Annotated in this window: 30 protein-coding genes; 12 read left to right on the top strand and 18 right to left on the bottom strand. The window is 68.1% G+C overall.

What is annotated here, in order from left to right:
* Positions 1-15: 15 nt before the first annotated feature.
* Complete coding sequence (purF, locus tag BUR28_RS01310) at positions 16-1,512, top strand: amidophosphoribosyltransferase (protein WP_139307461.1); 1,497 nt, start codon at positions 16-18, stop codon at positions 1,510-1,512.
* A 90-nt stretch (positions 1,513-1,602) separates the two neighbouring features.
* Positions 1,603-2,268, top strand: a complete 666-nt coding sequence (locus BUR28_RS01305) for an SDR family NAD(P)-dependent oxidoreductase (protein WP_074218468.1) — start codon at positions 1,603-1,605, stop codon at positions 2,266-2,268.
* A gap of 63 nt (positions 2,269-2,331) precedes the next feature.
* Here BUR28_RS01305 and BUR28_RS01300 read toward each other — a convergent pair whose 3' ends face one another.
* On the bottom strand, positions 2,332-3,006 hold the full coding sequence (locus BUR28_RS01300; protein WP_139307460.1) for a hypothetical protein: 675 nt from the start codon (positions 3,004-3,006) through the stop codon (positions 2,332-2,334).
* Positions 3,007-3,391: 385 nt separating this feature from the next.
* Here BUR28_RS01300 and surE point away from each other — a divergent pair, with 385 nt between their 5' ends.
* Genes surE through BUR28_RS01285 form a run of 3 tightly spaced genes read left to right on the top strand, consistent with a single transcriptional unit; the run spans position 3,392 to position 6,011 of the window.
* The gene (surE, locus tag BUR28_RS01295) at positions 3,392-4,177 is read left to right on the top strand and encodes a 5'/3'-nucleotidase SurE (RefSeq protein ID WP_074218466.1); all 786 of its coding nucleotides are present in this window, start codon (positions 3,392-3,394) and stop codon (positions 4,175-4,177) included.
* Entirely contained in the window at positions 4,174-4,821 is a 648-nt protein-coding gene (locus BUR28_RS01290; protein WP_074218465.1) for a protein-L-isoaspartate(D-aspartate) O-methyltransferase, read from the top strand. The genes surE and BUR28_RS01290 overlap by 4 nt, the downstream gene beginning before the upstream one ends.
* Before the next feature lie 53 nt (positions 4,822-4,874).
* Complete coding sequence (locus tag BUR28_RS01285; RefSeq protein ID WP_074218464.1) at positions 4,875-6,011, top strand: M23 family metallopeptidase; 1,137 nt, start codon at positions 4,875-4,877, stop codon at positions 6,009-6,011.
* A 132-nt stretch (positions 6,012-6,143) separates the two neighbouring features.
* On the opposite strand, the gene BUR28_RS01280 is transcribed toward BUR28_RS01285, so the two are convergent.
* Both BUR28_RS01280 and BUR28_RS01275 read right to left on the bottom strand, forming a co-directional pair.
* Positions 6,144-6,491, bottom strand: a complete 348-nt coding sequence (locus BUR28_RS01280) for a phasin family protein (protein ID WP_175566868.1) — start codon at positions 6,489-6,491, stop codon at positions 6,144-6,146.
* Positions 6,492-6,595: 104 nt separating this feature from the next.
* Positions 6,596-7,735, bottom strand: a complete 1,140-nt coding sequence (locus BUR28_RS01275) for an alpha-D-ribose 1-methylphosphonate 5-triphosphate diphosphatase (protein WP_074218462.1) — start codon at positions 7,733-7,735, stop codon at positions 6,596-6,598.
* 79 nt (positions 7,736-7,814) lie between these two features.
* Between BUR28_RS01275 and BUR28_RS01270 the strand changes: the two genes are divergently transcribed.
* Complete coding sequence (locus BUR28_RS01270) at positions 7,815-8,504, top strand: DUF1045 domain-containing protein (RefSeq protein ID WP_074218461.1); 690 nt, start codon at positions 7,815-7,817, stop codon at positions 8,502-8,504.
* Here the strand turns inward: BUR28_RS01270 and phnN are convergent.
* From phnN to BUR28_RS01250, 4 genes are read right to left on the bottom strand one after another with little or no spacing between them, the layout of a single operon-like run.
* Entirely contained in the window at positions 8,486-8,989 is a 504-nt protein-coding gene (gene phnN, locus BUR28_RS01265; protein ID WP_371441579.1) for a phosphonate metabolism protein/1,5-bisphosphokinase (PRPP-forming) PhnN, read from the bottom strand. The genes BUR28_RS01270 and phnN overlap by 19 nt on opposite strands.
* 41 nt (positions 8,990-9,030) lie before the next feature.
* The gene (phnL, locus tag BUR28_RS01260; RefSeq protein WP_074218459.1) at positions 9,031-9,711 is read right to left on the bottom strand and encodes a phosphonate C-P lyase system protein PhnL; all 681 of its coding nucleotides are present in this window, start codon (positions 9,709-9,711) and stop codon (positions 9,031-9,033) included.
* A 57-nt stretch (positions 9,712-9,768) separates the two neighbouring features.
* A complete protein-coding gene (gene phnK, locus BUR28_RS01255) occupies positions 9,769-10,602 on the bottom strand; it encodes a phosphonate C-P lyase system protein PhnK (RefSeq protein ID WP_083626329.1) in 834 nt (277 codons plus the stop codon).
* Positions 10,599-11,468: an alpha-D-ribose 1-methylphosphonate 5-phosphate C-P-lyase PhnJ gene (locus BUR28_RS01250; RefSeq protein WP_074218458.1), complete on the bottom strand. Its 870-nt coding sequence runs from the start codon at positions 11,466-11,468 to the stop codon at positions 10,599-10,601. Before BUR28_RS01250 ends, phnK begins: the two co-directional genes overlap by 4 nt.
* Before the next feature lie 56 nt (positions 11,469-11,524).
* Between BUR28_RS01250 and BUR28_RS19775 the strand changes: the two genes are divergently transcribed.
* Both BUR28_RS19775 and BUR28_RS01245 read left to right on the top strand, forming a co-directional pair.
* Entirely contained in the window at positions 11,525-11,674 is a 150-nt protein-coding gene (locus BUR28_RS19775) for a hypothetical protein (RefSeq protein ID WP_175566867.1), read from the top strand.
* Positions 11,675-11,677: 3 nt separating this feature from the next.
* Positions 11,678-11,875 carry a hypothetical protein gene (locus BUR28_RS01245; RefSeq protein ID WP_074218457.1) on the top strand — a complete coding sequence of 66 codons (198 nt, stop codon included), beginning with the start codon at positions 11,678-11,680 and terminating at the stop codon, positions 11,873-11,875.
* A 2-nt stretch (positions 11,876-11,877) separates the two neighbouring features.
* On the opposite strand, the gene BUR28_RS01240 is transcribed toward BUR28_RS01245, so the two are convergent.
* The 3 genes from BUR28_RS01240 to phnG are packed head-to-tail and all read right to left on the bottom strand — an operon-like array spanning position 11,878 to position 13,991.
* Positions 11,878-12,972, bottom strand: coding sequence for a carbon-phosphorus lyase complex subunit (locus BUR28_RS01240; protein ID WP_074218456.1), 1,095 nt, complete (start codon positions 12,970-12,972; stop codon positions 11,878-11,880).
* The gene (phnH, locus tag BUR28_RS01235; RefSeq protein WP_074218455.1) at positions 12,972-13,541 is read right to left on the bottom strand and encodes a phosphonate C-P lyase system protein PhnH; all 570 of its coding nucleotides are present in this window, start codon (positions 13,539-13,541) and stop codon (positions 12,972-12,974) included. Before phnH ends, BUR28_RS01240 begins: the two co-directional genes overlap by 1 nt.
* Positions 13,542-13,544: 3 nt before the next feature.
* Positions 13,545-13,991, bottom strand: coding sequence for a phosphonate C-P lyase system protein PhnG (phnG, locus tag BUR28_RS01230; RefSeq protein WP_074218454.1), 447 nt, complete (start codon positions 13,989-13,991; stop codon positions 13,545-13,547).
* A gap of 100 nt (positions 13,992-14,091) precedes the next feature.
* Here phnG and phnF point away from each other — a divergent pair, with 100 nt between their 5' ends.
* Both phnF and BUR28_RS01220 read left to right on the top strand, forming a co-directional pair.
* Positions 14,092-14,802 carry a phosphonate metabolism transcriptional regulator PhnF gene (phnF, locus tag BUR28_RS01225; protein ID WP_074218453.1) on the top strand — a complete coding sequence of 237 codons (711 nt, stop codon included), beginning with the start codon at positions 14,092-14,094 and terminating at the stop codon, positions 14,800-14,802.
* Between the two features lie 91 nt (positions 14,803-14,893).
* A complete protein-coding gene (locus BUR28_RS01220) occupies positions 14,894-16,075 on the top strand; it encodes an alpha-D-ribose 1-methylphosphonate 5-triphosphate diphosphatase (RefSeq protein ID WP_074218452.1) in 1,182 nt (393 codons plus the stop codon).
* A gap of 236 nt (positions 16,076-16,311) precedes the next feature.
* Here the strand turns inward: BUR28_RS01220 and BUR28_RS01215 are convergent, their stop codons facing one another.
* The 5 genes from BUR28_RS01215 to phnC form a co-directional block, all read right to left on the bottom strand.
* Positions 16,312-16,929, bottom strand: coding sequence for a DapH/DapD/GlmU-related protein (locus BUR28_RS01215; protein ID WP_074218451.1), 618 nt, complete (start codon positions 16,927-16,929; stop codon positions 16,312-16,314).
* A gap of 40 nt (positions 16,930-16,969) precedes the next feature.
* Positions 16,970-18,301, bottom strand: a complete 1,332-nt coding sequence (phnE, locus tag BUR28_RS01210) for a phosphonate ABC transporter, permease protein PhnE (RefSeq protein ID WP_139307458.1) — start codon at positions 18,299-18,301, stop codon at positions 16,970-16,972.
* Entirely contained in the window at positions 18,298-19,173 is an 876-nt protein-coding gene (phnE, locus tag BUR28_RS01205) for a phosphonate ABC transporter, permease protein PhnE (RefSeq protein WP_074218450.1), read from the bottom strand. The genes phnE (BUR28_RS01210) and phnE (BUR28_RS01205) overlap by 4 nt, the downstream gene beginning before the upstream one ends.
* A gap of 74 nt (positions 19,174-19,247) precedes the next feature.
* Positions 19,248-20,153 (bottom strand): phosphonate ABC transporter substrate-binding protein, encoded by a 906-nt coding sequence (gene phnD / locus BUR28_RS01200; protein ID WP_074218449.1) that lies wholly within the window; start codon positions 20,151-20,153, stop codon positions 19,248-19,250.
* Between the two features lie 63 nt (positions 20,154-20,216).
* A complete protein-coding gene (gene phnC / locus BUR28_RS01195; protein WP_371441578.1) occupies positions 20,217-21,041 on the bottom strand; it encodes a phosphonate ABC transporter ATP-binding protein in 825 nt (274 codons plus the stop codon).
* 154 nt (positions 21,042-21,195) lie between these two features.
* On the opposite strand from phnC, the gene BUR28_RS01190 reads away from it, so the two are divergent.
* Positions 21,196-21,696 (top strand): flavin reductase family protein, encoded by a 501-nt coding sequence (locus tag BUR28_RS01190; protein WP_074218448.1) that lies wholly within the window; start codon positions 21,196-21,198, stop codon positions 21,694-21,696.
* Between the two features lie 12 nt (positions 21,697-21,708).
* Here BUR28_RS01190 and BUR28_RS01185 read toward each other — a convergent pair whose 3' ends face one another.
* The 3 genes from BUR28_RS01185 to BUR28_RS01175 all read right to left on the bottom strand — a co-directional run bounded on the left by BUR28_RS01185 (position 21,709) and on the right by BUR28_RS01175 (position 24,237).
* Positions 21,709-21,933: a hypothetical protein gene (locus BUR28_RS01185; protein WP_139307457.1), complete on the bottom strand. Its 225-nt coding sequence runs from the start codon at positions 21,931-21,933 to the stop codon at positions 21,709-21,711.
* A 260-nt stretch (positions 21,934-22,193) separates the two neighbouring features.
* On the bottom strand, positions 22,194-23,459 hold the full coding sequence (locus tag BUR28_RS01180) for an NAD(P)/FAD-dependent oxidoreductase (RefSeq protein WP_074218446.1): 1,266 nt from the start codon (positions 23,457-23,459) through the stop codon (positions 22,194-22,196).
* A gap of 61 nt (positions 23,460-23,520) precedes the next feature.
* Positions 23,521-24,237, bottom strand: coding sequence for a c-type cytochrome (locus BUR28_RS01175; RefSeq protein ID WP_074218445.1), 717 nt, complete (start codon positions 24,235-24,237; stop codon positions 23,521-23,523).
* A gap of 289 nt (positions 24,238-24,526) precedes the next feature.
* On the opposite strand from BUR28_RS01175, the gene BUR28_RS01170 reads away from it, so the two are divergent.
* Positions 24,527-25,900 (top strand): methyl-accepting chemotaxis protein, encoded by a 1,374-nt coding sequence (locus BUR28_RS01170; protein WP_074218444.1) that lies wholly within the window; start codon positions 24,527-24,529, stop codon positions 25,898-25,900.
* Positions 25,901-25,930 lie beyond the last annotated feature (30 nt).

Below are 25,930 nucleotides of genomic sequence, written 5' to 3'. Positions count from 1 at the left end.
GGAGCCCCGCTGCCCATGCGCCCGACGTCCCCGCATGATACGCCGCAAGGCGATCTGCCCCCTGCCCATCCCTTCGATGACGACAAACTGCGCGAGGAATGCGGCGTCTACGGCGTGATCGGCCTGGCCGACGCCGCCAATTTCGTGGCCCTTGGCCTGCACGCCCTGCAACACCGTGGTCAGGAGGCGGGCGGTATCGTGAGTTACGAACCCGAAACCGGCTTCAACTCGGCCCGCCGCTTCGGCTATGTGCGCGACAACTTCACCAAGGCCAGCCTGATGGAGACGCTGCCCGGAACGCTGGCGATCGGCCATGTGCGTTACTCCACCACCGGGTCCAAGGGCCATACCGCGATCCGCGACGTGCAGCCTTTCTTCGGCGAGTTCTCGATGGGCGGCGCGGCGATCGCGCATAACGGCAACATCGTGAATGCCGAGCAGCTGCGGCGCGAGTTGATCGACCGCGGCTCGATCTTTCAGAGTTCCAGCGACAGCGAATGCATCATCCATCTGATGGCGCGGTCCTTCCAGAAAACCATCCCCGAACGGATGAAGGACGCGCTGAGGCGCGTCGAGGGTGCGTTCTCTGTGGTCGCCATGACGCGCACGAAACTGATCGGCGTGCGCGATCCGCTGGGCGTGCGCCCGCTGGTGCTTGGCCGCCTCGGCGAGGGCTGGGTGCTGAGTTCCGAGACCTGCGCGCTGGATATCATCGGCGCCGAGTTCGTGCGTGACGTGGAACCGGGCGAGATGGTCGTGATCTCGCCCGAAAAGGGAGTGGAAAGTTTCCAGCCCTTCGAGCGTGCGAATCCGCGTTTCTGCATCTTCGAGCATGTCTACTTCTCGCGCCCCGACTCGATCCTCGGCGGGCGCTCGGTCTACGAAACGCGCCGCCAGATCGGGGTGGAACTGGCCCGCGAGGCGCCGGTGGAGGCCGATCTCGTCTGCCCGGTGCCCGATTCCGGCACGCCCGCGGCGATTGGCTATGCCCACGAATCCGGCATTCCCTACGGCATGGGGATCATCCGCAACCAGTATATGGGCCGCACGTTCATCGAACCGACCGAGCAGATCCGCAACATGGGGGTCCGCCTCAAGCTGAACGTCAACCGCGCGCTGATCGAGGGCAAGCGGGTGATCCTGGTCGACGACTCGGTGGTCCGCGGCACCACCAGCCAGAAGATCAAGGAGATGATCCTCGATGCCGGCGCGCGCGAGGTGCATTTCCGCATCGCGAGCCCGCCCACCGCCTGGCCCTGCTTCTACGGCGTCGACACGCCCGAACGCGAAAAGCTGTTGGCCTCCCACATGTCCGAGGAGGAGATGCGCCAGCACCTGCAGGTGGACAGCTTGCGCTTCATCTCGCTCGACGGCCTCTACCGCGCCGTGGGCGAGTCACAGGGCCGCGACGCCAAGTGCCCGCAATACTGCGACGCCTGCTTCTCGGGCGACTACCCGGTGGCGCCCAGCGACATGATCGAGAAGGGCTTTCAGGTGAAGGCGGCCGAGTAGACCCGCTGCGCGCGCGTGTCGCTGGCGCCCGCGTCCATCGGAGGCCCAGGGTATCTTGACCCCACCGCTCAGGTATTCCAAAGACCGGCCATGACCGATCAGAAAATCGCACTTGTCACGGGTGCCTCGCGCGGCTTCGGCGCGGCGGCGGCCGAAGCGCTGGCCGCGGCCGGCTATCACGTCGTCGCGGTGGGGCGCACCACCGGCGGGCTCGAGGAGCTCGACGACCGCATCCAGGCCGCCGGGGGGCAGGCCACGCTGGCGCCCATGGACATCGCCGACACCGATGCGATGCGCACGCTTTGCCGCGGCATATTCGACCGCTGGGGCCTGGTCGACCTCTGGGTCCATGCCGCGATCCAGACCCCGCCGATGAGCCCGGCCGAGCAGATCGATCTGCCGTTCTGGCACAAGGCCGTTGCCGCCAATATCGAGGCGACGGCCGTGCTGATCGGCTTTCTCGGCCCGCTTCTGCGCGTGCCCGACGGCGGTGGCACCGCCATCCTCGTGGACGACGACGCAGCCACCGGCCCGTTTCTTGCCGCCTATGGGGCGTGCAAGGCCGCGCAGCGCGCGCTCTTCGACGCGTGGTCGGCGGAACAGGCGCGCTTGCAGGACGTGCATGTGCACCGGTTCTTGCCGCAGCCGATGGCGACCGCACACCGTCACCGCTTCTATCCGGGCGAGGACACCGGCACCCTTGCCCAACCCGCGGACGAGGCTGCCCGGATGCTGCGCGAAATGGGTCTCGCCTGACCCGCGAAAGCGAAACGCCCGCAGGACCATCCGCGGGCGTCGAAAACAGGACTGGCGATAACGTCAGGCGCGCAAGCTTCGCACGGCGCCAAGACCGAAGAGAGCGCTGAGCATCAGCAATGCGCCGGCCGGCAGCGGCACGGGCGCGATGCTCTCCACATCGAGCGGATCGCTGACCGCGCCAGCTTCCGTGTCGGCAAAGGACAACGGTGCGGCCTCGGCGAGCGGCCCCGGGACCGTTCCGGACGCGAGCTGCCGCATGCCCGGACTCGTGCCCATGGCGCCGCTACGGGGCGTGAAGACGCTCCGGGCAGACTCGGCTGCGGTGAGGTTTGCGCCCGCCCCGCCCGAAGAAGCGGCACCAAGCTGGAAGGGGCGCATGGGCGCCATGCGTTGCCCGCCCGCGCCGAAATCGAAATCGAACTTGCCCGACCCCTCAAGGATCGTGCGCGGAACGATGCCGCCCCCAAACCCGCCGCCAGCATGGTCCGAGGCCCCCTGCCCGGGCGCGAACAGACCGAAATCCGCTTGGCCGACCTGGCCACCTTGCGCCACGTAGGCGCCGGCGGACCGGGGCAATGACTCCACACCACGCGCTGCACGCTCCCACGCGTCGCCACCCAGCAGACTGCCGATCGAGTTGATCCCCGCGGCAAGTGCCGCCGACCCGCTCGCGAGCCCCACGAGAACCGCTCCGGATTTCAGCATGTTGTAAACGCGCATAATGAACGTCACCATCTGGCGGATCTGAAATGCCTGATCCCACAAAGTTATCCACATCTTTTGTCAGCCAGGATCGGCGCAAAGTCAAAGGAATTTTAACCATGAGTGTCGTTTGGTTATGCTGCGCCGTGCATGCGGAACCGGATTCTTGCCGATCAACCCGCGCGTGCAGAGCGGAAGTCAAACCCGCCTTTTTGCGTGCGAATGACGGATGCAACCGACACGATTCCGCGACAATCCGGAGCTCGTGGGTTCATTGCTTCCTTAGCTACACCGCCGCCCCGCGCCCGGCCTCCGCTAGAGCCCGTGTTCGAGCATGCCTGCCGAACGCCGTGCGAACCGGGTTGCCCTGCCCCTGTGCCTCCCATAGGAAGTGCGGGAGAGGGCAAGCAGGCGGACGATGCGCATTCTCATCACCAACGATGACGGGATCAATGCACCGGGGCTGGAGGTGCTGGAAGAGATCGCGACCGAAATCGCCGGCCCCGACGGCGAGGTCTGGGTGGTCGCGCCCGCCTTCGAGCAATCGGGGGTCGCTCACAAGATCTCCTACACGCACCCTATGATGATCGCCGAACTCGGCGCCCGCCGCTATGCCGCCGAGGGCTCGCCGGCCGACTGCGTGCTGGCCGGGCTCTACGACGTGATGCAGGACGCGCGGCCCGACCTCGTCCTCTCGGGCGTGAACCGGGGCAACAACGCCGCCGAGAACGTTCTTTACTCCGGCACGATCGGCGGCGCGATGGAGGCGGCGCTGCAGGGCCTGCCGGCGATCGCTCTGTCGCAATACCTGGGACCGCTGAATTTCGACGCGGCGATGCAGTTCGAGGCCGCGCGCCACCATGGCGCCGCCACCGTCCGCGCCCTGGTCGAGAACGCACCGTGGGACAGCGCAGACTACCGGCTGTTCTACAACGTCAACTTCCCGCCCCTGCCGGCCGACCGCGTCAAGGGCCTCAAGGTCGGGCCGCAGGGCTACCGCCGCGACGCGTCCTTCGGCGTCGAGCCGCACCATTCGCCCTCGGGGCGCAAGTTTCTGTGGATCAAGGGCGGCCCGCAGCGCCTGCCGACCGCGCCGGGCTCGGACGCGGCGCTGAACCTCGACGGCCATATCGCGGTGACCCCGATGCGCGCCGACCTGACCGCCCATGACGCGCTGGACGACCTCAAGGCCAGGCTGGAATGACCGACGACGCCGCCGCCGAGCGCAAGATGCAGTTCCTCTTCGCCCTCCGCTCGCAGGGGGTGACGGACAAGCGCGTGCTCGAGGCGATGGAAAAGGTCGACCGGGGCGCCTTCGTCAAGGGGCATTTCGCCCCCCGCGCCTATGAGGACATGCCGCTGCCCATCGCCTGCGGCCAGACGATCAGCCAGCCCTCGGTGGTGGCGATCATGACCCAGGCGCTGGACGCGCAGCCCCGCGACAAGGTTCTGGAGGTGGGCACCGGCTCCGGTTATCAGGCGGCGGTCCTGTCGAAGCTCGCGCGGCGGGTCTATACCGTGGAACGCCATCGCCGGCTGGTGGCCGACGCCCAGGGTCGGCTGGAGTCGCTTGGGATCACCAACGTCACCGTGATCGCCTGCGACGGCTCGCACGGGTTGCCCGAACAGGCGCCGTTCGACCGTATCCTCGTGACCGCGGCCGCCGAGGACCCACCCGGCCCCCTATTGGCGCAACTGCGCGTTGGCGGTATCATGATCGTGCCCGTGGGGCAGTCGGACACCGTGCAGCGGCTGATCAAGGTGACACGGCACGAGGGCGGGTTCGATTACGACGAGCTTCGGCAGGTGCGCTTCGTGCCGCTGGTCGAGGGGCTCGGCAACGATTGAGGCCGGAACCGAGGGCCCGCGCGAACGGGCCCCGCAACAGTGAGGATCGAGCGATGGCCAGCACCCACCGACCCGCCCGTGCCCTTTGCCTGGGGCTGGGCGTCGCGCTGCTCGCGGGCTGCGAGAGCGGCTGGGACTACGACTTCCGCAACCTCGGGGGCGAAGCCCGGAGCGCGCCCGTCCGGGTCGAGACCGCCCCGCGCCCCGAACCGGACGCCCGCGGCGTGATCTCCTACCCCACCTACCAGGTCGCGGTGGCGCGCCGGGGCGACAGCGTCGGCGATGTCGCCGCCCGCGTCGGCCTGCCGGCGGCGGAACTCGCGCGTTACAATGGAATTCCGCAAGATGCGCGTCTGCGCGACGGCGAGGTGATCGCCCTGCCCCGGCGGGTCGCCGCGGCGGCGCCCTCCGACGGGATGATCCGCTCCGAGGGCCAGATCGACATCGAGACACTGGCCGGAGACGCCATCGAGCGGGCCGCGCCCCGGGAACGCGCCTCCTCCGCAGCCCGGTCGGGGACCGAACCGATCCGCCACAAGGTCGCGCGTGGAGAAACCGCCTATTCCATCGCCCGGCTCTACAACGTGACGCCACGGGCGCTGGCGGACTGGAACGGGCTTGGCGCGGATCTGTCGGTGCGCGAAGGCCAGTACCTGATGATCCCGGTTCCCGCGCGCGAGGCGACGGCCGCCCCCGCACCCCGGACACCCCGCCCCGGCGACGGCTCGCCCGCGCCGACGCCGCCCAGCGCCACGAAGCCCCTGCCACGGCAGGACGCGGCGCCCGCCCCGGCCGAGAAACCCGCCTCGCCCCGCATGGAACGCGAGCAGACCGCGCAGGCGCGGTTCGCCATGCCTGCGCGGGGCAGCATTATCCGCGGCTACCAGAAGGGCAAGAACGACGGGATCGACATCGCCGCGCGCGCCGGAAGCCCGGTGCGGGCGGCCGCCGACGGCACGGTCGCCGCGATCACCCGCGATACCGACCAGGTGCCGATCCTCGTCGTGCGCCACGACGACAACCTCTTGTCGGTCTATGCGAATATCGACGGGATCGCCGTCGAGAAGGGCGACAGGGTCCGTCGCGGCCAGTCCGTGGCCAAGGTACGCGCGGGCTCGCCCGCCTTCCTGCATTTCGAAATCCGCAATGGGTTCAAGAGCGTCGACCCCATGCCCTATCTCACGCCGTAAGTCCCGGCCGGACCGTTGCAACGGAGGCGTCCTGGGCGCTCGCCGTTGTGAAAACGGGCGCCCCGGTGAGACAGACGGTGCGGGCCGCCTCGTCTCTTGCGTGTCCGCCCGCAGCGGCGGTGCGGGGCGGTCTCATCCCCGCCAGTCGGACATCCGCTTGCGGGTCACCTCGCAGGTCTCTGCCGTCATCCGGGCGAGCTTGCCCGCCTCGTCGCTGCTGGCCGCCAGCTTCGTGACAAGGTGGGTGCGCTGAAGGCGGGCCGCTGCCTCGGGGTCACGGCAGGTGACCAAGCGGCCCAGGGCCTCCAGATCGCGGCGGGCCTCATCGCGGGCGAAGCTCGCCATTTCCGTGGCGGCGCGCGCCGCGTGGTCAAGGAACACCGCGCCCAGCCACGCCATCAGGCCCAGCCCCTCGGCCTGGGCCTTGAGCGTCGCCTCCACGGGCGCGGGCGGAGCCTTGCGGGCGGAACTTATGGGCATGGTCAGGTCCATGATCGTTGGCGCGGCGCGTCCCGAGCAAAGATAGGCGCGCCGCAACGCGGCGTCAAAGGCCCCGCCGGGAATCCTGCAGCGATTCCAGCCCGTCAGGCGACGCGCCGCCCCTGCACCCAGGTGCCGCGCACCACCGGCGCGCCGTCGATCCGGACCACCCTGATCACGTCGGCCCGCGCGCCCGGCTCCAGCCGGCCGCGGTCGGGCAGATGCGCGGCCTCGGCCGGAGCGCGGGTCACGGTGGCGATGCCGCGGGCCATGTCGTCCCACAGATCGCCCAGCATGACGCCCGCCATCAAAAGCGCGCCCGGCACGTAATCGGACGAGACGATGTCGAGCAGATCGCGTTCGGCAAGCGCGCTTGCGGCAACGTTGCCGGAATGCGAGCCGCCCCGGATCAGGTTCGGCGCCCCCATCATCACCGCGATGCCATGGGCGTGGCAGGCCTCCGCGGCCTCCACCGTGGTGGGAAACTCGGCCAGCCCGACCCCGTGCCCGGCGGAAACCGCCACATGTTCGGCCGTAGTGTCGTCGTGACTGGCCAGGATCGCACCATAGCGCTGCGCCTCGGCCACCGCCGCGTGCTCATGCGCCGGGCCGTTGCGGTCGCGCAGCTCGCGCAGGTTAGCGACATGCTCGATGAAGTCCGCCTCGGAGAAGTTGTTCTTGCCCATCACGTAGGCCTTGAGCTTGGAGACGTCGCGGAACTGCCGCTGGCCGGGCGTGTGGTCCATCAGGCTGACGATGCCCACCCGGTCCTCGGGGCCGAAATCCGCCATCTCCTCGGTCAGCGTCTCGGAACAAATCTCGGCCCTGAGATGCAGGTAGTGGCTGATCCGGAGCGCCGCCTTGGCCCGGAGGTCCAGCAATTCGCTGGCCAGTTGCCGTGCATAGGCCTGATAGCGCGCCTTGCCGGTGGGTATGGAGCCCACCCGCAGCGCGTCGAAGACGGTGGTGATGCCGACGCCCGCAAGTTCGGCGTCATGGGCGATGATCGCCGAGGCATGCGGCCAGTCGACGACGGGCCGCGGCTGGATGTGGCGTTCCAGGTTGTCGGTGTGCAGCTCGATCAGCCCCGGCATCACCATGTCGCCCGCGCAGTCGATCGCGCCCGCAGGCACCCCGCCGCCATGATCGACCGCGGCGATCCGGCCGCCCTCCAGCCGGACGGCGCCCCGAACGTTCTCGTCCGGCAGGACCAGGGTGGCATTGGCTAGCACTGTTTCAGACATGGCTCGCTCCTTGATGAGGCGCGCGGATTGGGGCAGGAGTGATCGGGGCCGCAGTCGTTAACCCGTTCTGGAGCACCGCATGGAAGGCTACAAGCGTTACGCGATCTACTACGCGCCGGAACCGGGGCCGCTGGCCGATTTCGGCGCGGCCTGGCTGGGCTGGGACGCGGAGGCGGGCACGACGCGGGCGCATCTGCGGCTGCAGGGCTTGCCGCGGCGCCTCTCCGACCTGACCGAAACGCCCCGCAAATACGGGTTCCACGGCACGCTCAAGCCGCCCTTCCGGCTGATCGAGGGCAGCGATATCACGCTTCTGCACCGGTCGGCCGCGGCGCTGGCCGCCCAGCTTCGGCCGGTGCTGCTCGACGGGTTCGTACTGTCGCGGCTCGGCGGGTTTCTGGCGCTGACGCCGCGCGGTGACGCGCCGGCCCTGAACGCACTCGCCGGCAGCGTGGTCGAGGCGCTGGACGGGTTTCGCGCGGCCCCCGCCGACGAAGAGATCGCCCGACGCGACCCGGACCGGCTTAGCGCCCGGCAGCGCAAGCTGTTGCAGCGCTGGGGCTATCCGTACGTGATGGAGGAGTTCCGGTTCCACATGACGCTGACCGGGCCGCTGTCGGAGTCCGACGCCGAGGCCACGCGCGCGGTTCTCGCCCCGATACTGGCCCCGATGATCGACCGGCCGCACCGGATCGCAAGCCTGTGCCTGTTCGGCGAGGCCGAGGACGGCCGGTTTCACAACCTGCATCGCTACACCCTCTCGGGCTGAAGCGCGGCGAGCAGCGCGTCCACCGCCGCATCCAGAGGTCCGTCATTCGGAATCTCCGTCACCGAAAGGCCGGCGGGCAGCGCATATTCCGCGCGTGCGAGCCGGGCCGCGATCTGCGCCGCGCTTTCCCGGCCGCGCGCGGCGAGCCGCTCTGCCAGCGTCCCGACGCACGCCGTCACATGCAGCACGCGCAGGTCGGGATACCGCGCCATCGCCTCGGCCAGCACCGCGCGCGAGCCGTTGAACAGCACATCGCGCCCCTCGGCCAGCCAGACGTCGATCGCAGCCGGAATGCCATAGGACAGGCCGTGCGCACGCCAATGGAGTGCGAATGCGCCATCAGCCAGACGTCGGGCAAACTCCGCCTCGGTCACGGGCTCGCACGGCTCGCCGCCCGCCTCCGGCGCCCGGGTGACGACCCGGCGCACAACGTGCAGGGCGGGCCGGCGGTCCTGGGCGGCCGCCATCAGCGTGTCCTTGCCCACGCCCGATGGCCCCACCACGGCGAAAAGCCGCCCCGGCCCCATCACGCCAGCCCCGGGGTAAAGGCCGAGACGTCCACCTCGCGGTCGCAGACGCGCGTCCGCGCCTCCGCGTCGTGGAAGATGCCCAGGATCGCCGCCCCGCGCGCCTTGGCCGTCTCGATGAGGCCAAGCACAACCTCGCGGTTGACGGGATCGAGGCTCGCGGTGGGCTCGTCCAGAAGCAGCGCCGGGTAGTCATGGGCGAAGCCGCGGGCGATGTTGACCCGCTGTTGCTCGCCGCCCGAAAAGGTCGTGGGGCTGAGCGTCCAGAGCGTTTCGGGGATGTTGAGCCGAGCCAGCAACACCCGCGCCCGGTCCCGTGCCGTCGTCGCCGGCCGACCAACGGCCAGCAGCGGCTCGGCCACCACATCGAGCGTAGGCACGCGCGGCACCACCCGCAGGAACTGGCTGACATAGCCCAGCGTCTCGCGCCGGAGGCGGATGATCTCGCGCGGCGTGGCGCAGGCGACATCGACGCCGCCCACCGCGATTCGTCCCTCCGCCGCCAGATAATTGCCGTAGATCATCCGCATCAGCGTTGACTTCCCCGCGCCCGAGGCCCCGGTCAGCGCCACGCATTCGCCCGGCGCCACCGTCAGATGCGCCCCCGACAGCACCTCGATCACCGCGCCGCCCTGGTTGTGCAGGGCAAACCGCTTGGACAGCCCCTCGACTTGAATCATCCCCTGTCCTTCTTCTTGGCCCAAATACTCATCGCTCCGCCGCAGCCGCGCATCGCGTCAGACCTGCAGCACCGAACTGACCAGGAGCTGCGTGTAGGCATGCTGGGGGTCGTCGAGCACCTGATCGGTCAGCCCGCTCTCGACCACGTCCCCCCCCTTCATCACCATCAACCGGTCGGCCAGAAGTCGCACGACAGCGAGGTCATGGGTGACGATGATCGCCGACAGCCCCATCTCGCGCACGAGGCCCCGCACCAGGTCCAAAAGGCGTGCCTGCACGCTGACATCGAGCCCGCCGGTGGGCTCGTCCATGAACACGAGCCGAGGTCCGGTGACCAGGTTCCGCGCAATCTGGAGGCGCTGCTGCATGCCCCCCGAGAACGCCGAGGGCCGGTCATCGACGCGATCGGCTGCGATCTCGACCCGGCCCAGCCAGTCGAGCGCGCTGTCGCGAATGCGCCCATAGTGCCGCGCGCCCACCGCCATCAGCCGTTCGCCCACATTGCCGCCGGCGCTGACCGCCATCCGCAGCCCGTCGCGCGGGTTCTGGTGGACGAAGGCCCAGTCGGTGCGCGCCAGCAGGCGCCGCTCGGGTTCGGTCATCCTCAGCACGTCGCGGGGGCCATGTGCGCGGGTGTCGAACACCACCTCGCCCGTATCCGGCGCAAGATGGCCGGCAAGACAGTTCAGCAGGGTCGACTTGCCCGACCCGCTTTCGCCGACGATGCCCAGCACTTCCCCCGGAAAGAGATCGAAGCCGACATCGGCGCAGCCGACCCGACCGCCATAGGCTTTCGACAGGTCCCGCACGGCGAGGAGCGGCACCTCCGTGGACGCGGCGTTCTCAAACACGTTCCCGAACAGCTTTTCGGCAGACGTTTGCGGGATCATGCGCGCCCCTCCGATGCGAACGCGGCGTCCTGCGTCTCGCGGCGTGTGCCGCAATGATCCGTGTCGGAACAGACGAACATGCGGCCGCCATCGTCATCCACAATGACCTCGTCGAGATAGCTGTCCGTCGCCCCGCAGAGCGCGCAGGCGTGGTCGGCCTTGCTCGGTTCGAACGGGTGGTCCTCGAAATCGAGGCTGACGACCTCCGTATAGGGCGGCACGGCGTAGATGCGCTGCTCGCGACCTGCGCCGAACAGCTGGATCGCGGGACAGCCCGACAGCTTGGGATTGTCGAATTTCGGGATCGGGCTGGGATCCATCACGTAACGCCCCTCGACCCGGACAGGGTAGGCATAGGCGGTGGCGATCGCGCCATGCCGCGCGATGTCCTCGTAGAGCTTTACATGCATCAGGCCGTATTCCTCCAGCGCGTGCATCTTGCGCGTCTCGGTCTCGCGCGGTTCGAGAAAGCGCAGGGGTTCGGGGATCGGCACCTGGTAAACGAGGATCTGCTCCTCGGTCAGCGGCGCTTCCGGAATTCGGTGGCGGGTCTGGATCACCGTGGCCTCCGCGGTATGCGTCGTGGTCGCCACCCCGGCGGTCTTTTCGAAGAACTTGCGGATCGAGACCGCGTTCGTCGTATCGTCCGCGCCCTGGTCGATCACTTTCAAGGTATCGGCCGGCGTCAGCACCGCGGCCGATACCTGCACGCCGCCGGTGCCCCAGCCATAGGGCATCGGCATTTCACGGCTGGCGAAGGGCACCTGGTAGCCGGGAATGGCCAGCGCCTTCAACAATGCCCGGCGGATCATCCGCTTTGTCTGCTCGTCGAGATAAGCGAAATTGTATTGAGCGGTTTCGGTCACGTTAACGCCTCATTTACCAGCGAGACCTCGGGGATGACGAAAGACGGAGACGGCCCGTGTTCGACTGGATCTCGACCATCACCTTTGACCAGATCGCTTTCAGCCTCGTGGCCGTGGCCGTGCTGCGCGAGGCGATGATCCTCGCCCTGCCCGACCGGATCGCCGGCCCTGGAGGCTGGCTGATCGATACTGCCGCGCGCGACTGAGCGATGGGCGAGCTCTGGCAGACGCTCGTCGGCAGCTGGTGGGGGCTCGTGGCGCTGTTCCTTCTGATGCCCTTCCTGCTGCGCTACGTGCTGATCCTGGTTACGCCGGACCGGGTCTGCGGGCCGGGCGGCTGGTTCATCGACACTGAGGGCGGGCCGGATTACTGGTCCGGCTGCGGCCTCGGCCATGGCGGCGACTAGGGTCATTCCGCCGCCTCCTGGCCGTCTCGCTCCGTGGCCTGCGCCTCGGCCCGCAACCTGCGCACTAGTTCCAGTTCGGACTGGAAATCGACGTAGTGCGGCAGCTTTATATGCTCCAGAAAGCCCGAGGCCTGGATGTTGTCGGCATGGGCCAGCACGAATTCCGCGTCCTGCGCGGGCGCGCCCGTGTCGTCCTCGCCCAGTTCCTCCCATCTCAGCGCCCGGTCCACCAGCGCCATCGAGATCGCCTTGCGCTCGGAATGGCCGAAGGTGAGCCCATAGCCGCGCGTGAACTGCGGCGGTTCGGTCTTTGACCCGGTAAACTGGTTGACCGTCTCGCACTCGGTCAGTTGCACCTCGCCGATATCGACCGTCAGCCCGAGTTCGGGGATTTCCATCTCGACCGCGACGGTGCCCACGCGCAACTCGCCCACGAAGGGGTGGTTGCGGCCATAGCCGCGCTGGGTGGAATAGGCCATTCCCAAAACGAAGCCCTCATCGCCACGGGTGAGCGACTGCAGGCGAAGCGCCCGGTTGGCGGGGAATTCCAACGGTTCGCGGGTCAGGTCGGGGGGGGTGTCATCGGTGGCAGGCTCGTCTTGGATCAACCCGTCGCGGCCCAGGAAATCGGTGATCCGCGGCATCGGCGCATCGCTTGGTTCGGCACGCGGCGCTTCGGGCACCGCCCCCTCGGCGGCAAGCTTGAAGTCCAGCAGGCGGTGCGTGTAGTCGAAGGTCGGCCCCAGCACCTGCCCGCCGGGCGCGTCCTTGAAGGTGGCCGAGATGCGGCGATCGCAGCCCATGGCGCCCGTGCCCACCGGCGCCGAGACGCCGAGCCGGGGCAGCGTCGTGCGATAGGCGCGGATCAGGAAGATCGCCTCGATCAGGTCGCCGCGCGCCTGCTTGATTGCCAGCGCGGCGAGATCGGGGTCGTAAAGCGAGCCTTCTGCCATCACCCGGTTGACCGCCAGCGAAAGCTGCTCGCGGATTTGTGCCACACTCAACTCGTCGACGGAGGCATCTCCCCGCCGCTCCTCTGCAAGCCAGTCATGGGCGTTGTCGATCGCCCGTTCGCCACCTTTCACCGCGACATACATCAGCCGGCCTCCACATGCGTGCTGCGCGGCAACGCGGCCATCCGCGTGCCTGCGGTGAAAAAGAAATCTAACCCAAGCGGGAAACGCGCACGGTTGGCGCGAAAGGCCTCGATGTCCGGCAAAGACAGCCGATGCTCGGTCTCGATGCCCGGCCCGGTCAGCCGCGCGCCCTCACTGGCGAGCCCCTCCATCTCGACGATCAGCGTCGCCGAGCGGTCGGGATAGTCGGGCACGCCGATACGGTAGGCATCGAGCGGCAGGAGCTCCGCCCAAGAACCTACCGCAAAGGCGGCCTCCGCACGGGCGGCCGGCGGCGCGCCCGTGTGAAAGGTCAGCCAGTCGCGGACCGCGCGGGTGTCGGTCCGGCCGGCCAGGTGCACCGGCGTCATCGGGTCCGCCAGCGCCCGCAGCAGCGTGCCGGCGGCGGGCGACAGCGGCGCGGGCGGGGTTGCACCAGCGATATCGTGAATACGACCGGGCCGCGCCATCGCGGCCATCGCGGTCCGGAACGCGACTGCCGCCTCGCGCGGCGTATCGGCGAAGCCGCCGGTCAGCGTCGACATTTCCATCGCTCAATCCTCCCCGCGCAGCATTGTGAAGAACTCGACCTTCGTGGCCGCAGCCCGCCCTGCGCGTGCCCTGCGCGCCTCGGCCAATCCGGCGGCTAGCGGCTCCAGCAGCCGGGTGCGCACGTCGTCCGCACGGTCGGTCTGCATCAGCGCATCGGCCAGGGCAGCGCGGCGCGCCTTGTCCTTGTCGCGACCCTGGACATAGGCATGACCGACCGCCTCGCCGCCCTCGAGCCGCAGTGCGCAGCGCGTCACGGTCATCTCGCCAAGGTTGAAAGGCGCGCCGGTGCCGCCCATCCGGCCGCGCACCATGACGCCCCCGGTCTCGGGCGGCCGCAGCCAGACGAATCCGGGCTCCGGTCCCAGACTTTTCCACAACTCGCCCAGCGTCTCCGCCGGCGCCTTCGCCAGAAGCCCCATCCAGCCCGGTCGGTTATTGAGATCGCCCATTAGACAGCTTGCCGATTTGTCTAGTTATTTGTACAACTAGACAACTTGATACGCCCCGGGGCCGTGTCGCGCAAGCCGGGGGAGATGAAGATTTGGTGACATGGGACGCAACGCGCTCTGGACGGCCATCACGGCGACGCTGAGGGACGAAATCGGCGCGGGACACTATCCGCCGGGCGCGCGCCTGCCCACCGAGGCGGACCTCGCCCGCCGCTTCGGGGTAAACCGGCACACGGTGCGCCGCGCGCTCGCCGCGCTGTCAGATGACGGGCTTGTCCACCCGCGCCGCGGCGCGGGCGTATTCGTCACGGCACGACCAACCGACTACCCGCTCGGGCGGCGCGTGCGGTTCCACCAGAACCTCAAGGCCGCAGGACAGACACCTGACAAGAAAATACTTCTGACCAGGACGCGACAGGCCGATGCGCGCGAGGCCGAAGCCCTCGCGCTGCCCGCGACGGCGCCTGTCCACGTATACGAGGGCATCTCGCTCGGCGATGGCGCGCCGCTCGCGCTGTTTCGATCGGTGTTCCCGGCCGACCGCTTTCCCGGCCTGGTGTCGGACCTCGTCGAGACCGGCTCGGTCACCGCGGCGCTGGCGCGGGGGGGCGTGGCCGACTATACCCGCGCCTCGACCCGCATCACCGCGAAACGCGCAACGCCCACCCAGGCCGCGCAACTCGCCATCGGCGACGACGCGCCGATTCTGCGCACCGTCGCGATCAATGTCGATGCCGACGGCAAGCCCGTAGAATATGGCCACACCTGGTTTGCGGGCGACCGCGTGAGCCTGGTTGTCACGCCGGACTGATCCCTGCGTCGCGACGCCGCCCGCGCGTGTCATACCCGCGATACAGAGGCGGGTTATCCACAGAGCCCGAGGAGAGGACGCGAGCAGTGCAATGCCCCAGATTCTGCATCCCCTGCGCTTTACCGGCGGGACGATCCTGCGCGACGGCGAACTTCAGCGCCGGTCCCTGGCGATCGCCGACGGCCGGATCACCAAGGGCCCCCTGCCGGAGGTGGACCTGTCGGGCTATCTGATCCTGCCGGGCATCGTCGACCTGCATGGCGACGCGTTCGAACGTCACGTCGCGCCCCGCCCGGCGGCGCCTTTCGCCCTCGACATGGGCCTGGCGGCGACCGATCGCGAGGCCGCGGCGAACGGCGTGACGACCGCCTGGCTTGCGCAGAGTTGGTCCTGGGAAGGCGGGCGTCGCGGCCCCGGCCACGCCGAGGCGCTGATGAACGCGCTCGACGCCTACCGGCCGCGGATGCTGACCGACCTGCGCATCCAGATCCGCTGCGAGACGCATATGGTCGACACCGGCGCCCGGCTGCTGGAGGCCATCCGGCGGCACCGCATCGGCTATGTCGTGTTCAACAACCATCTCGACGACGCCGCCGAGATGGTCCGCGAGGACCCGATGGGTTTCCATCAATGGGCGATGAGCGCGGGCCGCGACCCCGAGTCCTACAAGGCGCTGGTCGAGGCCGCGGCGGCCCGCGCCCCGGACGTTCCGCGCCACCTGTGCCGGTTGGCCGACGCCTTCGACGAGATGGGCGTGCTCTATGGCAGCCACGACGACCCGGACGGCGAGACCCGCGAGCGGTTCTCGATGATCGGCGCGCGGATCGCCGAGTTCCCGATCACGCGCCGCGCCGCCGCCGCGGCTAAGGCGATGAACGACCCCGTCCTGCTGGGCGCGCCGAACGTGGTGCGCGGCGGATCGCAATCGGGCAATGCCTGCGCCGCGGACCTGATCGCACAGGGGCTGTCTGACGGGCTGGTTTCGGATTACTACTATCCGGCCCTGGCCCACGCCGCTTGGCGGCTGGTCGACGCCGGTCTGCGGACCCTGCCGGAGGCATGGGCGATGATCTCGGAGAAACCGGCCGAGATCCTGCGCCTGCCTGACCGCGGGCGACTCGATTTCGGCCGGCGCGCCGATATCTGCGTGGTCAACGAGACCACGCGGGCGGTCGAGATGACGATTTCCGGCGGCCGTTTGACCTATCTCGCAGGCGAAGCCGCACATCGCCTCGCGAACCGGATTCATGGTCTCGACATGGCCGCGGAATAGGCGCTCCCCCTCTCCCGCGAACGCACTGTTTACGGCCGCGTCACAAAAAAGTTGCCCCCACGTCACCTGATTCGTGTATATTAAGTTTTATTAAAGGCCGGTGGGGACATCGGTTACGATGGTTGCGCTCTAGGGCGATCGGACATTTCACACGACAGTTTGACAATATCTGCGGGGCGGTCCGGTCGGGCCGCCCCATATTTCTGCTCACTTGTCCCGCATCAGGCCCACGCGGCCTAGCCACCGTATTTGTCGAGGAAGGCTGCCGCCCCGAGCGCGCGAAAGTCAGGCAGGGCGCGTCGCAGACGGGCATGGTCCCAGTCCCACCAGGCAAGCCGCTGCATGCGTTCGGAGATCCCGGGGGCATAGCGGTCGCGCAGCGGCACCGCCGGAACACCGGCGACCACAGTGTAGGGTGCGACATCGCGCGTAACGACCGCGCCGGCCGCCACCACAGCCCCATCCCCTACCGTCACCTCGGGCCGCACGATGGCGCCGTGCCCGATCCAGGTGTCGTGCCCGATCCGCGCCCTGCGGATGGCCCTATGGGCGAAGAAATCCGGGTCGTCCTCGGCGTCGTTCCAGTAATCGGCCGACCGATAGAGGAAGTGGTGGAGGCTGGCCTTGTCCATCGGATGGTCGGTCGGGCCGATCCGGGCAAAGCTGGCGATATTGGCGAACTTGCCGACGCTCGTGTTGGCGATATCGGCGTAGCGGTCGCAATATGAATAGTCGCCGATCTCGGCGTTCAGCAGGCGGGAGCCCTGCCCGATCTCGACGAAGCGGCCGAACGTGCAGTTCGTCACCGTGCAGTCGGGATGCAGGAACGGGGTCGCGGCACTCAGGCGGGGCATGCGTGTTCTCTTACGTCCGCAGGACGGGCAAGACCATCAGTCAATGGCCACCCTCCCCGCCCTTGATCAGCCGACGCCGGAGCACGCCCGACAGCCAGTCCATGAAGATTACCATCAGCACGATCAGCAGGATGTAATAGGTGACCTCCTCCCAGTCCTTCTGGGTGATGATCGCCTGGGTCAGCATCAGGCCGATCCCGCCCCCCGTGATCGCACCGATGATCGTGGCGCTGCGGGTGTTCGACTCGAGGAAATAGAGCACTTGGCTGATCAGCACCGGCGTGATCTGCGGGATCACCCCGAAGCGGTAGCGCTGGACCGCGCCCGCGCCGGTGGAGGCGACGCCCTCGATCTGGCGTCCGTCGACGTTTTCCAACGCCTCGGAGAACAGCTTGCCGAAGGACCCGGAGTCGGTGAGCAGAATCGCCAGCGATCCGGTCAGCGGGCCGGGCCCGAAGGCGCGGCTGAGCAGGATCGTGAAGATAAGCGCGTCCACGCCCCGCACGAAATCGAAGGCGCGGCGGACGAGTTGGCGGATGACCCCAAGCGGCGTGAAGTTCTTCGCCGCGAGGAAGGCCAGCGGCAGCGCCACCAGCGCCGCGCCCATTGTGCCGAGGAAGGCCATCAGGATGGTCTCGGCGATGGCCCAGGCGACCTTGGCGTGGTGCCAGAGGCTGTTGCCCCAGAAATCCTCCCACGCGCCGATGACATTGGCGCGCGCGGGATCGATCTGCGGGCCGAACAGGATCTCGAGGACCGAGTGGCCGTGATAGGGGCTGTCGAGGGTGAACCAGAACAGCTCCCACCCGAAGAAGTAGCGGAAGGTCTCGGTCCGGGCGCGGGTCAGGGTCAGCCGGCCGGCCTCGGTGCGGATATCGACGCGGGTGCCGGAATAGCTGACCCAGTCGGGCAGGCTCTGGGCCGGGGGGGCGATGCGCACGCCGTCCTCGTACCAGACCCGGATCTCGCCGAACTCGGGATGGCGGTAGATGGCGGCGTTGCCGGGCAGGAAGGCCACCGCGTGGCCGTGGGGCAGGTCGATCTCGACGCGGTCGGGGCCGAGGCTGACCCAGCCGGGCGTCTCGCCCTCGGGCCAGGTCCCGGCGCGTTCGCCCTCGGCGGCCACGGTGATTTCGCCCGAGCGGTTGTTGCGCGTCACATGCGTCTTGTAGCTGTAGGTATCGCGGACCAGCGTGGCCGCGTTGTCGGGCCGCGCCCGGTCGGCCAGACCGGGGATGTCGAAGCTGAAAAAGATGTAGACGAGGTAGACCAGCACCGCGGCCGGACCCCCAAAGGCCACGAGGCGCTTGCCCCGGATCAGCCGGTCGGCGGCATGTTTGCGGGCGCCTAGGGCTTCGGCGGTCATGGTCATACGGAGGCCTCCCTGCCCTCGGTCAGACGGTTCCTGAAATGCGAGCTGATCTGGTCGACCACGACGATTGTCGTGAACAGCAACAGGAAGATCGCGGCTGCCTCGTCGAAGCGGCCCTGGCCCCAGGTCATCGAGTTGCGAAGTTCGTAGCCGATGCCGCCAGCGCCGACGAAGCCCAGGATCGCCGAGGCGCGGATGTTGATCTCGAACCGCAGGAGCGCGTAGCTGAGGTAGTTGGGCGCCACCTGCGGAATCACGCCCAGCGCCATCTTCTGCCGCCAGGTCGCGCCGACCGAGGCCAGCCCATCGACGGGTTTAAGATCGGCGTTCTCGTTCACCTCGGAATAGAGCTTGCCGAGCGCGCCGGAGGAATGGATCGCGATGGCGATCATCGCGGGCACCGGGCCGCCGCCCAGCATGTAGATCAGCACCAGCGCCACCACGATCTCGGGCAAGGCACGCAACACGTCCATTATGCGGCGGAAGAGCGGGATCGCACGCGGCCAGCGCGCCAGCCCGCGGCTGGAGAGCAGCGACAGCACCATGCCGCCAAAAAAGCCCAGAAGCGTCGACACCGCGGCGATGTTCAGCGTCTCGACCAGCGCGGGGAAATAGCGCAACAGAAGCCTAGGCATGTCGGCGCGCTTTTCCCAGGCCTCCGAGACCACGTCGGCGGGGAAGTCGAGGATCTGCCTGAACCCGTCGAGGAAGCCGCCCGCGTTACGGTCGTTGGCGATCCAAAATCCCGAGCCCAGCAGCAGCACGAAAATGAGCAGCGTGATGCCGCTGTAAAGCCGCCGCCGCCGCGTCAGCGCCATGTAGTGCGCGCGCGTCGCGGTCACGCCGCCGGAGGTAAGGGATATTTCTGCCATGGAGGGACCTTGGAGGACACGGGACCCCGCCGGGAGCGGGGTCCGGCATTGTCAGGCGTGAAGATGAGCCGGGATCAGTTGGCGTTCTTCTGGCGGCGGACCTCGATGATCGTCTCGTAGGCCTCGTGAGCGATCGGGGTGAAGCCGGCGGTATCGCCGAAGGCCACGTTGTAGGCGCAGTCCTGGTCGCGGTCGTAAAGGCCGGTGATCAGGTCGCTCATCTTTTGCTTAACATCGTCGGGCAGCGCCCTGCGCAGCACCACGGGGCCCTCGGGGATCGGCTTCGACTTCCAGATCCGGACCATCTCGTTCATGTCGACGAGGCCGTTGTCGACGGCGCGGCGGAGCGCGCCCGAGTTGTAGCCGTCCTCCCAGTTGCCCAAGCCGTCGGCCCAGGTCACGCCCGCGTCGATATCGCCGTTATAGACCGCGACGATGGTCTGTTCGTGGCCGCCGGTGAACACCACGTCGCCGAAGAACGCGCCGGGCTCCATCGTCACGTCGTATTGGGCCGGGATCTCGACCGAGGGGATCAGGTAGCCGCTGGTCGAGTTCGGGTCGCCGAAGCCGAAGACCTTGCCTTCCAGGTCGGCGATCTCGGTAACGCCGCTGTCCTTCCGGGCGAAGCCGATGGAATGGTAGGAGTAGGAGCCGTCGAGGTTGGTCTTGACCGCGACGGGCTCGACCGCCTCGGGGTCCTTGAGATAGGTCGCGGCATAGCCCGAGGCGCCGAGCCAGGCCATGTCGAGCGCGCCGCCCAAGAGGCCCTGGATCACGCCATTATAGTCAGCCGGCGTGAACAGCTTCGTCTCGACGCCCAGCGCCTCGGTCGTGTACTCGGCCAGGCATTCATAGTTGTTCAGCCGGCTCTGGACGTTGTCGCCGCCGAGGATACCGATGCGGAACTCGGTGATTTCCTCGGCCACGGCCGGCGCGGCCAGGGCGGTGGTCGCCACGAGGGCAGCAAGCAGTTTCTTCATCGTCGCACACTCCAGTCTAGAGGATGCCCCCCGGACACCGGGAAGGCGGGGAAAGGCTTGAAATTAGAGAACTTCGCTCTCTTCCATCATTACCCGCGCGGTCGTGTCGAGCGTTTCTAGAGAGGTGGAGGTGGACGCCTCTGAAAACGAGGCATCCGCACCGTAGATGTCGCGGGCGACCCCGGTGGTCAGTTGCTCGGGCGTGCCGTCGAAAACGACGCGGCCTTCGCGCATGCCGATCACCCGGTCGCAATAGCGCCGCGCGGTATCCAGCGTGTGGAGGTTGGCGATCACCATGCGCCCGTCCTCCTCGTGGATGCGGCGCAGTGCATCCATCACCACCTGCGCGTTCATCGGGTCGAGGCTGGCGATGGGCTCGTCGGCGAGGATGATGCGCGGGTCCTGCATCAGCGCACGCGCGATGGCGACGCGCTGCTGCTGGCCGCCCGAGAGCGCCTCGGCACGCTTGGCGGCCTGTTCGGCGATGCCCAGCCGGTCGAGGATGTCGATGGCACGGTGGACGTCCTCGGTGGGATAGAGGTTGAAGAAGCTGGCGAGCGCCGAGTGGCGGTTCAGCGTGCCGTGCAGCACGTTCGAGACCACGTCCATCCGCGGCACCAGGTTGAACTGCTGGAAGATCATCGCGCAGTCGGATTGCCAGGCCCGCCTGGCCTTCCCCTTGAGGTGCAGCACGTTGCGCCCGTCGAACCGGATCGCGCCCTCGGTCGCGTCGGTGAGCCGGTTCACCATCCGCAGAAACGTCGATTTTCCCGCACCGGACCGGCCGATGATGCCTATGAAGGCGGGCCGCGCCGCCTCGAAGCTGACACGGTCCACGGCCACGTTGCGGCCAAAGACCTTCGTCACGTTGTCCACGCTCAGCAGCATTCGACCCCCATCTCGCCCTGACCGCGCTCTACCCGGGAGCCACGACGCGAATGTTTCAGTTTGCTGAAGCTTTCATGACACCCCGCGACGGTTGCCGCCGCCGGGCATCTGACGCATGCTCGCGCCCCGAAACGAGCGAGAGGACGCGCATCCGATGGAGCGATTCACCCCCGGCCCCGACACCCAGCGCGCCTATCGCGACGCCTTGGGATGCTTTGCAACGGGGGTGACGGTCGTCACGGTGACGGCCCCGGACGGGCCGGTGGGCATGACGGCCAACAGTTTCGCCTCGGTCTCGCTCGACCCGCCGCTGATCCTGTGGTCGCCCGCCCGCGCGTCTCGACGCTTCCCGGCGATGACCGAGGCCGACCGGTTCGCGGTGCATGTGCTGGGTGCTGGCGAAGCGGCGTTCGCGCACAGGTTCGCCCGCTCGGGCGGCGCGTTCGAAGGGTTGGCGATGGAATGGGCGAAGAGCGGCCCGCCGCTTATCGACGAGGGCTGGATCGCGCGGTTTGTTTGCGCCCGCGTCGCCGTGCACGAAGCGGGCGACCATGCCATCGTCGTCGGCCGGGTCGAGGCGGTGGCCCGCCGCGAAGGGCCGCCGCTGGTCTTCGCCAGCGGCGCCTATGGCGATTTCAGTCCGACGAAGGCGTAAGCCCGGCGACCGCTATTCGCCGCAGGGCGCGGAGACGTTGAGACTCCGCTTGAGCCGCCGGATCGAGGACGGCGTGACCCCGAAATAGCGCGCGAGATCAGATTCGCTGAGCCCGTAGCCCGACATGGCTTGCAGCGTGGCGCCGGGCGCCGGGCCAAGCTTGCCCCGGATCAGCTTGCGTGCGCCGGACGCCGTCCGGCACATCGCCCGTGACGTGTGGTCTTCAGTGGTGCACATGGTGCTGGCTCCTCCCGAACCAGGCCCCTGCCGGAGCGGTGTGTTGCAGCCCCGATCCGGCATCGCCGGCCAATTCCGGCCCGACGACATTACCACAATAGCCGCCTTGAACCGCGCCTTGACATGGGGGCGCGACGATTCTGCGGCAAGAAGTCGCCGAGCCGCGGCGCGGCATCCCTTCGCGGCTGCAGCACTCGCCCATAAGACGAAGGCCCCGCCCGAGCGGGCGGGGCCGTGCGACCCGTCGGCGGGCGGCGCGATCAGCCGAACATGTCGGACGTGATCCCAGCATACCAGCCGAGGCTTTCCTCGTAGGTCGCCTTGCGCAGGGCCGCGTCTTCGCCGGTCGCGCTGACGAACCCGTCGACCTTGGCGATCTTCTCCTCGGTGGCCTGGTAGGAGGCGCCGACCTTGACCCCGTCATCGGTATCGATCAGCGACCAGCAGGTGTTGGAGTATTTCGCCGGAAACGCGTTGGAGCCGGTGAGCGCGGCGCGCACCTGCATCGCCGCGACCTTGGCCTGGCTGTTGGCCGAGAAGGCCGATTTCGGCATGTCGCCGGCGATGGTGGCGTCGCCGAGGACGTGGACGTTCGCATCCGCCCGGCTCTGCATGGTCGCGGGGTCGATCGGGCAGAAGCCGCTGTCGTCGGTCAGCCCGGCGGCCTCGGCGATATGGCCGGCCTTCTGCGCGGGGATCACGTTGCAGACATCCACCGTCTCGACGGTGCCGTCGATATCGACCTCCATGGTGTCGGGATCGACCGAGGTGTTGGCGCCGCCGAAATCGGGGCCGATGCGTTCGATCATGCCGGAATAATGTTTCTGCCAGCCCTCTTCGAACAGCGCCTGCTTGGAGAATTTCGGCTTGGGATCGACCAGGAGGATCTTCGCGTTGGGGTTGTTGGCCTTGAGCTGGTGGGCCACCATCGAAATCCGCTCGTAGGGCCCAGGCGGGCAGCGATAGGGGTTGGGGGGCGCGACCATGCAGAAGGTGCCGCCCTCGGGCATCGCCTCGATCTGCGCCTTGAGGAGCTGGGTCTGGCTGCCGGCCTTCCAGGAATGGGGCATCTTGTTCTGCGCCGCGACGCTCCAGCCCGGGACCGATCCCTCGACGAAATCGATGCCCGGCGAGACGATCAGCCTGTCGTAGGGCAGGCTGGCGCCGTTCGCGGTGGTCACCGTCATCGCGTCGCGGTCGATGCCGGTCACCCAGTCATGCACGACGTTCACGCCGTAGTCGGCGGCGAGCGTACCATAGCTGTGCCCGATCGAGGCGAAGTCGCGGAAGCCGCCGATATAGAGGTTGGAGAAGAAGCAGGTGTAATAGGTGCGCGTGGGCTCGATCAGGGTGACGTCAATCGCGCCCTGGCTGTCCTTGGCGATGTAGCGCGCCGCGGTGGCCCCGCCGGCGCCGCCGCCGACGACCACCACGCGGGGTTTCGCCTGGCCGAGCACCCTGGGCGCGGACAGCGCCGCGCTGGCGGCCGCGGCCGTGCCGAGGAAAGTCCGTCTGTTCAGTGCCATGTGGTTCATCCTCCCAAAAAAGTCGTTCGCGCGTTCTCGTGGTGCCGTGTCGCCGCTCGCGCTAGTTGGTCAGCGACCCGAAATAGGCGGCGAGCGCGGCAATCTCTTCGTCGGTAAGCCGGTTCGCCATCATCTGCATCACCGGGTGCGGCCTGAGCTTCTGCTTGTAAGCATGCATGGCCAGTACGAATTTCTCTTCTGGCCAGAGCGTGATCGAGGGGATGCCCTGGTCCGAGCCGTCGCGCTGGTGGCAGGTCGTGCACTCGCTGGAGAGATATTCGCCATAGGCCCTGTCGCCGACGATGGCGAGCGTTTCTTCCGACAGTTCGGGCTGCGCGGCGCGCGCCGTCGGCGGCGCCTCGGGAATGTTCGCAGGCCGGTCAGAGAAATCGCGCAGGAAGGCGAGCAGGTCGGCCCGTTCCTGCGGGTCCTCGAGCCCGTCGAAGCTCATCCGCGTGCCCGAGACCAGCGCCGTGGGATGCGCGATATAGGCGTCCAGAGTCCTGAGCGTCCAGACCAGCCCGTCATTGCCCATCCGCCGCATCGATTTCGAATAGGGAAAATCCTCGACCGAAGCCGCCCGCCGCCCGAAGATGCCGGTCAGCGGCGGGCCGATGCCGAGTTCGGCGTCGCGGCCGATCTCATGACAACCGCTGCAAAAGACCCAGATCTCGGCGCCGCGCTCGGCATCGCCGATGGGCGCAGCGGACCCTTGGGCCTGCGCCTGCCCCGCCCCTCCCAAGGCGAGCGCGAGGCCGAGAACCAATACCTCCCTCATATTCAAACTCTGCAATGGACGCCCGGACCAATCAAGAGAATCCTGCGCCCCCGCCGTTCGTCGCACCTTCCGGGACGGAGAAAGTCACTGTTTCAATGACTTTCAGAGCGCGCCTCCACCCCGAGCGAACGGCCGCATCGGCCCGCCCGGCCTGGCGAGCGTCCGAAGATCGTCGCCGCGCGCATGGGCCGCCTTTACGGAATCCTCATCCCCACCGTGTTAGCCGCCCGATTAAATGCGCGACGGCAGGGGAAAACTGGTCGCCCCTGCGACCTACAGGAGGACACCGATGACGACCGAAAAGCAGATCACGCCGTGGAGCGATGCACGCAAGACCCGCGGGCAGGAGGTTCACAGGCTGATCTCGGGCGACCTCCCCGACGTGCTGTTCAGGGCCTACTCCGTCGTCGATCCGACGATGACGGAATTGCCCAAGACAGTGCTCGACGGCGAGCGGACCAAGTTCCGTCAGATCGCGACCGGCGATTTCTCCGACACCTATTACCGCGACCAGAGCGCGCTCGCCCGGAACATCGCGCAGCAGGTCAGCTTCGTGAAATATCTCGAGGCCTACGGCCTGTATGCCGGCGGCCTCGTCAAGGCGCTGAGCGCGGCCACACGCGGCAAGCGCGAATCCGTCCGCGCCGACCTGTTCCAGAGTCTGCTGGACTCGATCTTCGCCGACGTGGCGGTGGCCATGCACCACTTCTTCGCCACCGAGGCCGACACGGACGCGCGCGCGATGGAAGTGCTGGGCACGGCGATGACCGCCCTGGCCTCCGGCGATCTGAGCCACCGCATCGGCGACGAGGCCCCCGAGAAGATCGCCCGCGCAAGCGAACACTACAACGAGGCGGCCGAACTGCTGCGCTGGGCGCTACACGAGATCGAAGCCACATTGGGCGAGGTCCGCTCCGGCACGCGCAGTATCGCCTCCTCCGTCGAGGACCTTTCGCGCCGGACCGAGAACCAGGCCGCGTCGCTCGAAGAAACCGCCGCTTCGCTGAGCGAGATCACCGAGACCGTCAAGGGCACGTCCGAGGGCGCGCGCGAGGCGACCGCGGCCGCCTCGGACGCCAGCCGCATGGTCACGCGCTCCGGCGAGGTGATGGAAACCGCCGAGAAGGCGATGGGCGAGATCTCGACAAGTTCGGAGGAGATGGCGAGCATTCTCACGGTGATCGACGAAATCGCGGTGCAGACCAACCTTCTGGCGCTCAACGCCACGGTCGAGGCGGCACGGGCCGGCGACGCGGGCAAGGGCTTTGCCGTCGTCGCGTCGGAAGTGCGTGCGCTGGCCCATCGCTCGGCCGCCGAGGCCAAGTCGATCCGCAGCCTGATCACGTCGACCAGCGAACATATCCGCAATGGCGAGAAAGTGATTGCCGAGGTCAGCACGGTGCTGGGCCAGGCCACCCAGAAGGTCGCCGAAATAGACCATCTGCTCAGGGAGATCGCGGCTTCGGCCCAGGAAGAGGCGAGCGGCGTCGACCAGATCAACGTCGCGGTCGGCGACATGGACCGGATGACCCAGCAGAACGCCGCGATGGTCGAGGAAACGCTCGGCGCGGCGGTCACGCTGAGGGAGAATACCGACCGTCTCGGCGTGCTCGTGGGACGGTTTCAACTTGGCGGCGCGACGACGCTGCCGCGGGCCTCGTGACCCGGCCGGACAGGGCCTGACGCGAAGCGC

Source organism: Rhodovulum sp. ES.010 (assembly GCF_900142935.1).
In the GTDB taxonomy this organism is placed as follows: Bacteria; Pseudomonadota; Alphaproteobacteria; order Rhodobacterales; family Rhodobacteraceae; genus Rhodovulum.
The sequence above is the reverse complement of the archived record's forward strand: the minus strand, read 5'-3'. Positions and strand labels throughout refer to the sequence as shown.